This window comes from Rubrivirga halophila, assembly GCF_046845755.1.
Lineage (GTDB): Bacteria > Bacteroidota > Rhodothermia > Rhodothermales > Rubricoccaceae > Rubrivirga.
In genome coordinates this window covers 2327855-2339556 of the sequence record NZ_CP177357.1, presented here as the reverse complement: position 1 = coordinate 2339556, position 11702 = coordinate 2327855, and the positions used below count along the sequence as shown (strand labels likewise).

The window sequence follows — 11702 nt, the reverse complement described above, 5'->3', positions numbered from 1 at the left end:
CATGGCCCCGTCAGGCCTCGTCCAGCTGGCGGGCAGCGCGTTCCCCGTGTGGGACGGCACGTTCGTGTGGGGATCGCTCGCCCAGCGACGCCTCGTCGCCTACGACCCCGCGACCGACCGCACGTCGATCCTGCTGGGCGACATCGGCCGCGGCCGCGATGGGGTCCAGCTCCCGAGCGGGGCCCGGCTGATCTGTTGGACGCCACCAGCGAGGACGCGCCGGACGGACGCGTTGTGAAGGGTATCCAGAGGTAGGGCCCCAGGCCGTCAGGGCAGACGGAGCGCGCGGCCGGACGCATCTTGCGGCACTCCCGCGCTCCGACCCGCCGTGACCGCCCCCGACCCCGTGCTCGTCATCGCCCATCGGGGCGCCAGCGCGTATCGCCCCGAGCACACGCTGGAGGCGTACGCGCTGGCGGTCGAGCAGGGCGCGGACGTAATCGAGCCGGACCTGGTGATGACGCGCGACCGCGTGCTCGTCGCTCGCCACGAGAACGAGATTTCCGAGACGACCGACATCGCGGCCCGCCCGGAGTTTGCCGACCGCCGCACGACGAAGACCATCGACGGCGTCGAGACGACGGGCTGGTTCACCGAGGACTTGACGCTGGCGGAGCTGAAGACGCTGCGCGCGGTCGAGCGGCTGCCCGCGCTCCGCCCCGCGAGCGCGGCGCTCGACGGCCGGTTCGAGATCCCGACGTTCGCCGAGGTCCTGGCGCTCGCGAGCGCGCTCGGCCGCCAGCGGGGGCGCCCGGTCGGGCTCTACCCCGAGACCAAGCACCCGACGCACTTCCGCCGGATCGGGCTCCCGCTCGAGACGCCGCTCGTGGCCGCGCTCCACGCCTCGCGGTACCTCGCTCGCGAGGCGCCCGTCTGGATCCAGTCGTTCGAGGTCGGAAATCTGGAGCTGCTGCGGGGGATGACGCGCCTCCGGCTGGTGCAGCTCGCGATGCCCGGCGCCGTGCCCGCGGACCGCCCCGAGCGGACGTACGAGCAGATGCTGACGCCCGCCGGGCTCGCGACGGTCGCCACCTACGCCGACGCGATCGGCGTGGCGAAGGCGATGGTGCTCGACCCCGAGACGCTGGCGCCGACCGCCCTTGTGGCCGACGCCCACGCCGCCGGGCTCGCGGTACACGCCTGGACGCTGCGGCCCGAGAACGGCTTTCTGCCGGCGCCGCTCCGGTCCGGCGACGACCCGGCGAGGCACGGCGACCTGGGCGCCGAGGCGCGGGCGCTCGTCGCGGCGGGCGTCGACGGCCTCTTCGCGGACGCGCCCGACCTCGTGGTCGCCGCGCTGAGGGGGGAGGAGGGAGGGTGAGCCGACGGCCCACGCGCGATCCGGGCGTGCGGCAACCTGTGGTTTCCCCGGGTCCTGTACCTTCCGCCGGGGCCGGCGCACGCCCTGCACCCCTGGCACCGATGGGCCCGATGACTCTCCGACCTTCTCGCTGGCGCACGCTCGCCGCCGTCGCCGTCGCGCTGCTCGCGGGCGCCGCGGATGCCCAGGACCACAGCGTCGCGCGGGCCTGGAACGAGGTCACGCTCGACGCCATCCGCACCGACCTCGCGCGGCCGACCGTCCACGCCCGCAACCTCTTCCACGCGTCGGTCGCGATGTACGACGCCTGGGCGGCCTACGACGACGCGGCGGCGCCGTACCTCGTGGGCCGCTCGCTCAACGCCGTCGCGTGCGACGCCAGCCCCGACCCGCCCACCGACCGACAGGCGGCGCGAGAGGAGGCCATGAGCTACGCCGCCTACCGGCTGCTCGTGTGGCGCTTCCGCAACTCGCCCGGCGCCATCCTGTCGCTCCCGACGTTCGACGCGCTGATGGCCGAGCTCGGCTACGACCCCGCCGTGACGACGACCGAGGGCGGGTCGCCGGCCGCGCTCGGCAACACGATCGGCGCCTGCCTCATCGCCTACGGCCGCGTCGACGGCGCGAACGAGGCGCTGGGCTACGAGCCGCTCGGGTACCAACCCGTCAACCCGCCGCTCGACCCCGCCGAGCCGGGCAACCCGGACATCGTGGACCTCAACCGCTGGCAACCGCTCAGCTTTGACGTCTTCGTCGACCAGTCGGGCAACGAGTTTCCCGGCGGCGTCCCCGCGTTCGTGGGGCCCGAGTGGGGCGCCGTGCGGCCGTTCGCGCTCGACCCGGCGGGCCGGACGTTTGTCGAGCGCGACGGCCAGGCGTACACGCTCTACGGCACCCCCGGCGGCCCGCCACTGTGGCAGCCCGACGGCGGCGGGGGCACCGCCGACTACCTCTGGGGCTTTGGCCTGGTCGCCGAGTGGTCCGGCCACCTCGACCCCGCCGACGGTGAACGGTGGGACATCTCGCCCGCCACGCTCGGCGACCTGCGCTCCTTCCCCGACACGCCGGAGGCGGTCCGCCAGTTCTACCGCGACGCGGGCGAAGGGGCCATCGGGACGGGCCACGCCGTCAACCCGGCGACCGGCCAGCCGTACGCGCCCAACGTCGTCGCGCGGGGCGACTACACGCGCGTGCTGGCCGAGTTCTGGGCCGACGGGCCCGACTCTGAGACGCCGCCCGGCCACTGGTACACCTTGCTCAACACCGTCTCCGACCACCCCGACCTCGTCAAGCGCTGGGCGGGCGAGGGGCCCGTCCTCGACGACCTCGAATGGGACGTCAAGACGTACCTCGCGCTCGGCGGCGCCGTCCACGACGCGGCCGTGACGGCGTGGGGGCTCAAGGGCTGGTACGACTACATCCGCCCCGTCTCGGCCATCCGCGCCGTCGCGGCGCTCGGCCAGAGCTCCGAGCCGGGCGCGCCCGACTACCACCCCGGCGGTCTCGGGCTGACGGCCGGCGTCGTCGAGCGGATCGGGACCGGCGACCCGCTCGCGGGCGCCGGCGGCCAGTTCGTGGGGGACCTCAAGATCTGGGGCTGGCGCGGGCCGGACGCCATCGACGACCCCGAGGTCGACGAGGCCGGCGTCGGCTGGGTGCGCGCCGCCGAGTGGTGGCCGTACCAGCGGCCGACGTTCGTGACGCCGCCGTTCGCGGGCTACGTCTCCGGGCACTCGACGTTCTCGCGCGCCGCCGCCGAGGTGCTCACGCGCGCGACGGGCGACCCGTTTTTCCCGGGCGGGATGGGCGAGTTTGTAGCGCCTGCCAACGAGTTCCTCGTCTTCGAGGAGGGCCCCAGCGAGACCATCACCCTCCAGTGGGCGACGTACCGCGACGCCGCCGACCAGTGCAGCCTGTCGCGGATCTGGGGCGGCATCCACCCGCCCGCCGACGACCTGCCGGGCCGGATCCTCGGCATCGACGTCGGCCTCGACGCCGTGGCCTACGCCGAAGAGCTGTTCGCCGGCCGCCGGCCCGTCGCGACCGAGCCCGCGCCGCTGACGCCAGCCCTGACCGTGTCCCCGTCGCCGGTCCGCGCTGGGCGCCCGGTCGCCGTCCGGCTCGGCACGGCCGACGGCGCGGCGGACGTGCTCGACGTGCGGGGCCGCCGCGTCGCGACGCTCGCGCTCCGGGGCGGGTCGGCGACGCTCGACACGCACGGGCTCGCGCCGGGCCTCTACGTCGTCCGCGCCCGTGCCGGCGCCGACGTGTTCCACTCCACGCTCTCCGTCGTCCGATGACCGCCCGCCTCGCCCTCGTCCTCGCGCTCACCGCGAGCGCCGCCAGCGCCCAAGGCTTTGTCCAAGCCACCTTCGACGCCGGGATCGGGGGGATCAGCAACACGAACGGCGTGGCCGTGGCCGACTTCGACCGCGACGGCGACCTCGACGTCTACATCGTCGCCCGCCCGGCCTACGACCCCGGCGACGTGCGGACGTGGAGCCGCCTGTTCGCGAACAACGGCGACGGCACCTTCCGCGACGTCACGCTGACCTCGGGGCTGGCCGCGCGGACGGCGGCGACCGTCGAGGACACGCGCGGGTTCGGGTTCCAGTACGCCGCCGCCTGGGGCGACTACGACAACGACGGCTGGCCCGACCTCTTCCTGGGCCACGTCGGGCCGGACCAGCTGTTCCACAACGACGGCGACGGCACCTTCACTGAGGTCACCGACACGGCGGGCGTCTCGGGCGCCGACGCCGGCGGCGGCTACATCTCGAACACGACCGTCTGGTTCGACCACGACCACGACGGCGACCTCGACCTCTACATCGGCGGGTGGTGGGACTACGGGCCCGCCGCCGACTTGCGCAACCGGCTCTACGACAACCTCGGCGACGGCACCTTCGCCGAGCGCTCGGCCGCCGCCGGCCTCGACGAGCCGAACCGGACGTGGGCCGCGCTCCCCTTCGACGCGAACGCCGACGGCCTCACCGATCTCTACCTCACGACCGACGTCGACACGCTCGACGGCGCGGGCCCCAACCGGCTCTACGTCAACAACGGCGACCGGACGTTCCGCGAGGCGACCGCCGAGTTTGGGCTCGAGGACGACAACTACGGCATGGGCGTCGCGCTCGGCGACGCCGACGGCAACGGCCTGCTCGACGTCTACCTCACGAACGTCGCCACGCCGTCGCGCGACCAGCGCAACCCGCTCTTCCTGCAGACCGCGCCGGGCGTCTTTACCGACGGCGCCCAGGCGGCGGGCGTCGACATCGCGGGCTGGGGTTGGGGGACGGAGTTCGTGGACCTCGAAAACGACGGCGACAACGACCTCTTCGTCGTCACCGGCCTCAACACGACGTCGACCGACACCAACTACCTCTTCCGCAACGACGGGGGCACGCCCCTCGCCTTCGCCCGGGTCGACGGCGCGATGGGGGTCGACGACTCGCAAGCGGCCCGCGGCGTGGCCGCCTTCGACTACGACGGCGACGGGGCCCAGGACCTGCTGGTCTCCAACATCGAACGGGCGCCGTACCTCTACCGCAACACCCTCGACCAGGGGACGTGGCTCGACGTCGAGCTCGAGGGCACCGCCTCGAACCGCGACGGGTTGGGCGCGACGGTCGCCGCGTGGGCCGACGGCCGGGTCCACGCCGGGAGCCACCACGGGGCGCAGTACCTCGCCGCCAACCTGATCCCGGTCCACCTCGGGCTCGGCACCGCGCTCCGCGTCGATTCGCTCGTGGTCCGGTGGCCGAGTGGCCAGGTCGACCGCGTGCTCGACCTCCCGGTACGGCGCCGAGTGAAGGTGGTCGAGGGCGGGGGGCTGGCGAACCCGACCGACACGCCCGCGCGCCCGGCGTCGTCGCTGCGCGCGGAGGTGCTCGGCGCGAACCCGACGGCGGGGGACGTGCGGCTGGCCGTCGACGCGCCGGGCCCGGTCCGGGTCGAGGTCGTCGATGTGCTGGGCCGGGTCGTGTTTTCTGAGTCCGTCGCCGGGTCCGGCCGCCGGGTCGTGCGGTGGCGGGCGCCGTCGGCGGGCCTGTTTGTGTGGCGCGTGCGCGGCGCGAGCGGCGTGTCGGCGGGTCGGGTGGTCGCCACGGGCCGCTAAACAGGCCGGGTTTAATCCTGTCCGGGTCGCTTCGATAGGGGAGGGGTCTCCCCGAAACGTCTGTGCCGACGCCCTCCGCCCCCGCCCCGCCGCCCGTCCCGGCCGACGTGCTCCGCCATCTCTTCGAGACGGCCCCGCTGATGATGGGCGTCGTCGGGCTCCGGGCCGATGACATCCTGCACGTGGCCGACAACCCCGCGGCGGCGGCCTTTTTCGGGACGACGCCGGACGCCACCTCGGGCCGGCTCGCGAGCGACCTCGGCGTGCCCCCGGAGCACCTCGAGCGCTGGCTCCACCACTACCGCGCGTGCGCCGAGGCCGACGGGCCCGTCCGGTTTCGGTACCCCCACGAGACGCCCGAGGGCACGCGTTGGCTGGAGGCCGTCGTGAGCCCGGCCGGCGACGACGACGAGCACTACTCGTACTGGGTCGAGGAGGTGACCGACCGCGTAGCGCAGGAGTCCGAAATCCGCGAGCGGGCGGCCCGGGAGGGCACCCTGCTCCGGGCCCTGCCCGACCTCCTCTTCCGGCTCGACCGGGACGGCCGCTACCTCCAGGTCCACACCCCGGACCCCGACGCGCTCGCGGCGCCCGCCGACGAGCTCGTCGGCCGGACCCTCCACGACGCGATCCCCCCGGACCTCGCGGACCGCTTTCTCGGCGCCATCGGCCGGGCGCTGGACTCCGGCGACCCCGAGGAGGTCGAGTACGACCTGGTCACGTCGGACGGCGTCGAGCGGACCTTCGAGGCGCGCGTCAGCCCGGACCCCGACCGCGGCGAGGTGCTCGTGATCGTCCGCGACCTGACCGACTGGCACGCCGACCGCCGCGCCCTCGACGAGACGGCGCAGCGGCTGACGACGCTCATCCAGAACATCCAGGGCGGCGTCATCTTCGAGGATGCGAACCGCCAGCTCCTGCTGGCCAACGAGCGGTTCTGCGAGATCTTTGGGATCGACGCGCCGCCCGACGCCCTCGTCGGCGGGGATTGCGTGGCCGCGCTCGAGCGCGCGCTTCCGATGTTTGCCGAGCCCGAGGCCGCCAGAGCGCGCGTCGAGGCCACGCTCCGCGACGGCGCTCAGGTCTTCGCCGAGCCCGTGGACTTCGCCGACGGCCGCACGTTCGAGCGGGACTACGTCCCCGTGACGCTGGGCGACGGCCAGGTCGGCCACCTCTGGCTCTACCACGACGTGTCCGAGCGGGTCGCGGCGACCCGCCGGCTCCGCTCGCGCGAGGCCCGCTACCGGCTGCTCGCCGAGAACATGCAGGACCTGGTGGCCTTGCACAACCCCGACGGCACCTACGAGTGGGTCAGCCCGTCGGTCACGACGCTGCTCGGCTACGCGCCCGATGAGCTGGTCGGAACCAACCCCTACGATCTGATCCACCCGGACGATACCGTCGCCGTCCGCACGGGGAGCCACCGGCCGGCACTTCAAAACGAGGACGACGTGAGCGTGGTCGTGCGCGTCCGCCACCGCGACCGGCGGTACGTGTGGCTCGAGACCCTCACCAAGCCGATCGTGGACGAGAGCGGGGCCGTGGTCCGGCTGCAGACCTCGTCCCGCGACGTGACGGACCGAGTCGAGATGGAGGAGCGTCTCTATCACCAGGCGTACCACGACGCCCTGACCGACCTCCCCAACCGGGCGCTCTTTTCGGTCCGCCTCGAAGAGGTGATCGCGCGCTACGACCTGAGCGACGGCTTCGCCGTGCTGTTTCTCGACCTCGACCGCTTCAAGGTCGTCAACGACACGCTGGGCCACACGGCCGGCGACCGGCTGCTTCAGGTGGTCGGCGACCGCCTGCGCGCCGTGATCCGCGACGGCGACATGGTTGCACGCATCGGGGGGGACGAGTTCGCCGTGCTCCTCGACGGCCTGCCCGCGCCCGGCTACGCCGAGAACGTGGCGGCCCGCGTCATCGACGACCTCGCCGCGCCGGTCGACATCGACGGGCGGAGGCTCTACGCCGGGGCCTCGCTCGGCGTCGTCGTGGGGCGTCCGGACCACGACACGCCGGACGCCCTCCTCGGCGAGGCGGACCTTGCGATGTACGAGGCCAAAGCCGAGGGGCGCGGGGGCGTCGCCATCTACAGCGAGGCCGTCCACGCCGAGGTCACGCACAAGCTGCGGCTCGAGATGGACCTCCGCCAGGCCGTCGAGCGCGACGAGCTGCGCCTGCTGTTCCAGCCCATCGTCCGGCTCTCCGACGGCGCGCTGACGGGCTTCGAGGCGCTCGTCCGCTGGGAGCACCCCGACTTAGGCCTGCTCCCGCCGATCGCCTTTCTGGGGCCCGCCGAAGAGAGCGGCCAACTCACCGCCGTCGACCGCTGGGTGCTCGTCGAGGCCTGCCGCGTCGCCGCGACGTGGGCGGACGCCCGGGGGGCGAACCGGCCGTCGCTTCAGCTCAACGTCAACTGCTCCGGCCGCGACCTCCTCACGGACGCGTTCACCGAGGACGTGCTGGCGGCCGTCGCGCGGCACGGCATCCGGCCCGGCGCGCTGTCGCTCGAGATCACCGAGCAGGTGCTCGTCGACGACCCCGAGTCCGTGTCGGCAGCGCTGCGGCGCCTCCAGTCCGGCGGCGTCGGGTTCTCGCTCGACGACTTCGGCACGGGCTACTCGTCACTGTCGACGCTGCACAACCTGCCCGTCGACTGCGTCAAGGTCGACCGCTCGTTCGTCGCCGACATGATGGCCCGCGACCAGAGCCACAAGCTGGTCGAGACGGTCGTCCACCTCGGGCGCATCTTGGAAAAGTCGGTCGTCGCCGAGGGCATCGAGGACGCCGACCAGTTGGGCGCGCTCCAGGCCGTCGGGTGCGCGTTCGGGCAGGGCTACCTGTTCGACCGGCCGCTGTCGGTCGAGGCCGCGTTCGCGCTCGCGACGGCCGACGTGCTGCCCTGGCATACGTACTGGTTGCCGTAGCGCGAGCGCGGTAGTCTTCGGACATGCCGCCTCCCCCCGACGTCCGCCGCGCCACGGTCTCCGTCTACGACGCCGACCGGCTGGGCCGGGCGATGAGCGCGGCGTTCGCCGACGACGCCGGCGGCGTCTACCTCTGGCCCGACCCCGACGAGCGCCGCCGCGCGCTGCGGTGGTACTACGGTGTGCTCGTGCCGCGCCTCGGGTTTGGCGGCGGCCGGGTCTACGTCGACGAGCAGGGGCGAGGGCAGTCGGTGTGGATCGCGCCCGGCCACGGCGTCGGGCTGGCGTCAGGCGTCCGGGCAGGCGCGCTCGGGTTCTTGCCCCGGTACGGGGTGGCCGCGATGTGGCGGCTCAAAAAGCTGTCCGACACGATCGACGCGCTGCGCCGCCAAGCCGCGCCGCCCGGCCACTGGTACTTGTTGCTGCTGGGCGTCGAGCCCGAGGCGCAGGGGACCGGGCTCGGGAGCGCGCTGCTGGCGCCCATCGTCGCCGAGGCGGACGCGGCGGGCCGGGCGATCTACCTTGAAACATCGACGCCGTCGAACCTGCCGTACTACGAGGCGCGCGGGTTCCGGGTCGTCGGCGAGCGGCGTGTGCCGGGCGGGCACCTGTATTGGGGGATGGCGCGAGCGCCGCAGGGCCCGGGTGCGCACGCCGGCTGAGCGCGCGGCGGACCCGATCCCGGACGCCCCGGTTTACGGCCTGCCCCCCGCTGCGCCGATGTCCGACCCGCTCCGCCTCGACCTCCCCGTCCTGCTGCCCGACGCGCCGGACGCCCGCGACGCGTGCGTGACGCGGCTGACGGACGCGCTCGCGGCGACGACCGGCGTCGAGCGGGCCCACGTCGTCCCGGCCGAGGGCGACCGGCCCGCCCAGCTCTGCCTCCACTACGACCCCGACGCCGTCGCGCTGCCCCGCTTGCGCCGCGCCGCCGAGGCGGCGGGCGCTCGGATCACCGCGCGCTACGGCCACGTGCTGTGGGCGGCCGACGGGCTCGGCCACCAGCGCCGCGCGCGGACCGTCACGGAGCTCCTCCGGCAGACGCCCGGCGTCGTCGAGGCCGAGGCGAACGCGACGGGCCCGGTCCGCGTCGAGTTCGACCGGGACGCGACCGACGAGGCCGCCATCCGCCGGTCGCTGGCGGACCTGGGCGTGACCGTCCCGGCGCCCCGCCCACCCGAGGTCGCCGCCGCCAGCGGGCACGACGGGCACGACCACGGGCCCGGCGAACACGACGACCACAGCGGGCACGACCACGCGCCGGGCGCCCACGGCGGGCATGCGCACGGCGGTATCTTCGGCGAGCGGACCGAGCTGATCTTCGCCGTCCTGTCCGGCGTCTGCGTCGCGCTCGGCTGGGGGCTCGAGACGTTCACCGGCGTCGCCGAGGCCGTCCCGTTCGCGCTCTACCTCGGCGCCTTTGCTTTTGGCGGCTGGTTTACCGTCCGCGAGGCCGTCGACTCGATCCGCGCGGGCCGCTTCGAGATCGACTTCCTGATGCTCGTCGCCGCCGCCGGTGCCGCCGCGCTGGGCGAGTGGTTCGAGGGCGGGCTGCTGTTGTTCCTGTTTTCGATCGGCCACGCGCTCGAAGGGTACGCGATGGGCCGGGCGCGCCGCGCGATCGAAGCCCTCGGCGAGCTGGCGCCCGCGACGGCGCGCGTTCGCCGCGCGGGCGTCGAATCGGAGGTGCCCGTCGGCGAGTTGGTCGTCGGCGACACGGTCGTCGTCCGTCCCGACGAGCGGATCGCCGCCGACGGCGTCGTCACGGTTGGGACGAGTGCCGTCGACCAGGCGCCCGTCACGGGCGAGAGCGTGCCCGTCGACAAGCAGCCCGTCGCTGACCTCGACGCCGCGCTCGCCGACTTCGAGGCCGTCGCGCCTGAGCACCGCGTCTTCGCCGGGACGCTCAACGGCGGCGGCGCGCTCGACGTGGTCGTGACGCGGCCGGCGGGCGAGACGACGCTCGCGCGCGTGGTCCAGATGGTGGCCGAGGCCGAGACCGAGCGCTCGCCGACGCAGCGGTTCACGGACCGCTTCGAAAAGGTGTTCGTGCCGTCCGTCCTCGCGCTCGTGGTCGGGCTCGTCGTCGTGCCGCCGCTTCTCGGGGCGCTCGACCTCGTCGCCGAGCCGTTCGCGGAGAGCTTCTACCGCGCGATGGCCGTGCTCGTCGCCGCCAGCCCGTGCGCGCTCGCGATCGCGACGCCGTCGGCCGTGCTCTCGGGCGTCGCGCGAGCGGGCCGGAGCGGCGTGCTCGTCAAGGGCGGCGGGCCGCTCGAAGCGCTCGGCGGGTTGACGGCGATCGCCTTCGACAAGACGGGCACGCTGACCGAGGGCGAGCCGCGCGTCACCGACGTGATCCCGGCCGACGGCGCGACGGAGGCCGAGCTGCTGGCAGCAGTCGTGGCCGTCGAGCGGCTCAGCGAGCACCCCCTCGCCCGCGCGATCGTCCGCGACCTCGGCGGGCGGGCAGGGGAGGGGCCGTCGGCGGAGGGGCTTCAGAGCGTGACGGGCCACGGCGTCCGCGCCACGCTCGGCGGCGAGGCCGTCGCCGTGGGCAAGCCGGCGCTGTTTACGCTCGACGGCGGCGCGCCCGCGCCCGATGCGCTGTTGGAAACCGACCGCCAACTCAAGGCGGACGGCCGCTCCACGATGCTGGTCCAGCGCGGAGGCCGGTTTCTGGGCGTCGTCGGCCTCATGGACACGCCGCGAGAGGCCGCAAAGGGCGTGATCCAGCAGCTCCACGCGCTTGGCATCGAGACGACGATCATGATCTCGGGCGACGCCCAGGTGGTCGCCGAGTCGGTCGCCCGCGCGGTCGGCATCGACGAGGCGCGCGGTGACCTTCTGCCGGACGACAAGGTGGCGGCCATCCGACAACTCCGCGAGCGGGGCGAGGTCGCGATGGTCGGCGACGGCGTCAACGACGCGCCGGCGATGGCGAACGCGACGGTCGGCATCGCGATGGGCGCGGCCGGCTCGGACGTGGCGCTGGAGACGGCCGACGTGGCGCTGATGGCCGACGACCTGTCCCGGCTCCCCTTCGCCGTCGGCCTCAGCCGCAAGACGCGCAGCATCATCCGCCAGAACCTGTGGCTCAGCCTCGGCATGGTGGCCATCCTCGTTCCGGCGACCCTCTTTGGCCTGGGCATCGGCCCGGCGGTCGCGCTCCACGAGGGGTCGACGCTGATCGTGGTCTTCAACGCCCTGCGCCTGCTGGCGTACCGCGAGCCGGCCTAGACGAACAACGGCCGCCACGCGCGGTGCGTAGCGGCCGTCTTCCGTGGAGCATAACGGATTTGAACCGTTGACCTCCTCACTGCCAGTGCGACGC

General features: G+C 73.9%; 7 protein-coding genes. All 7 read left to right on the top strand.

The genetic code is table 11. The features are described from left to right. Position 1 precedes the first annotated feature (1 nt). The 7 genes from ACLIRP_RS10315 (at position 2) to ACLIRP_RS10285 (ending at position 11608) form a co-directional block, all read left to right on the top strand. Positions 2-238 (top strand): hypothetical protein, encoded by a 237-nt coding sequence (locus ACLIRP_RS10315; protein ID WP_412060365.1) that lies wholly within the window; start codon positions 2-4, stop codon positions 236-238. Between the two features lie 90 nt (positions 239-328). After that, positions 329-1321: a glycerophosphodiester phosphodiesterase gene (locus tag ACLIRP_RS10310; RefSeq protein WP_412060364.1), complete on the top strand. Its 993-nt coding sequence runs from the start codon at positions 329-331 to the stop codon at positions 1319-1321. Positions 1322-1431: 110 nt separating this feature from the next. After that, positions 1432-3621, top strand: a complete 2190-nt coding sequence (locus tag ACLIRP_RS10305) for a vanadium-dependent haloperoxidase (RefSeq protein ID WP_412060363.1) — start codon at positions 1432-1434, stop codon at positions 3619-3621. After that, positions 3618-5441 (top strand): CRTAC1 family protein, encoded by a 1824-nt coding sequence (locus tag ACLIRP_RS10300; RefSeq protein ID WP_412060362.1) that lies wholly within the window; start codon positions 3618-3620, stop codon positions 5439-5441. Before ACLIRP_RS10305 ends, ACLIRP_RS10300 begins: the two co-directional genes overlap by 4 nt. Positions 5442-5503: 62 nt before the next feature. Next, complete coding sequence (locus ACLIRP_RS10295) at positions 5504-8371, top strand: EAL domain-containing protein (protein ID WP_412060361.1); 2868 nt, start codon at positions 5504-5506, stop codon at positions 8369-8371. Between the two features lie 23 nt (positions 8372-8394). Beyond that, on the top strand, positions 8395-9033 hold the full coding sequence (locus ACLIRP_RS10290; RefSeq protein WP_412060360.1) for a GNAT family N-acetyltransferase: 639 nt from the start codon (positions 8395-8397) through the stop codon (positions 9031-9033). A gap of 58 nt (positions 9034-9091) precedes the next feature. Beyond that, positions 9092-11608, top strand: coding sequence for a heavy metal translocating P-type ATPase (locus ACLIRP_RS10285; protein WP_412060359.1), 2517 nt, complete (start codon positions 9092-9094; stop codon positions 11606-11608). Positions 11609-11702: the final 94 nt, after the last annotated feature.

Excerpts from the sequence above, each read along its gene's own strand:
- ACLIRP_RS10315 (WP_412060365.1), top strand. The coding sequence starts at position 2 with ATGGCCCCGTCAGGCCTCGTCCAGCTGGCGGGCAGCGCGTTCCCCGTG.
- ACLIRP_RS10300 (WP_412060362.1), top strand. The coding sequence starts at position 3,618 with ATGACCGCCCGCCTCGCCCTCGTCCTCGCGCTCACCGCGAGCGCCGCC.
- ACLIRP_RS10285 (WP_412060359.1), top strand. The coding sequence starts at position 9,092 with ATGTCCGACCCGCTCCGCCTCGACCTCCCCGTCCTGCTGCCCGACGCG.
- ACLIRP_RS10290 (WP_412060360.1), top strand. The coding sequence starts at position 8,395 with ATGCCGCCTCCCCCCGACGTCCGCCGCGCCACGGTCTCCGTCTACGAC.
- ACLIRP_RS10305 (WP_412060363.1), top strand. The coding sequence starts at position 1,432 with ATGACTCTCCGACCTTCTCGCTGGCGCACGCTCGCCGCCGTCGCCGTC.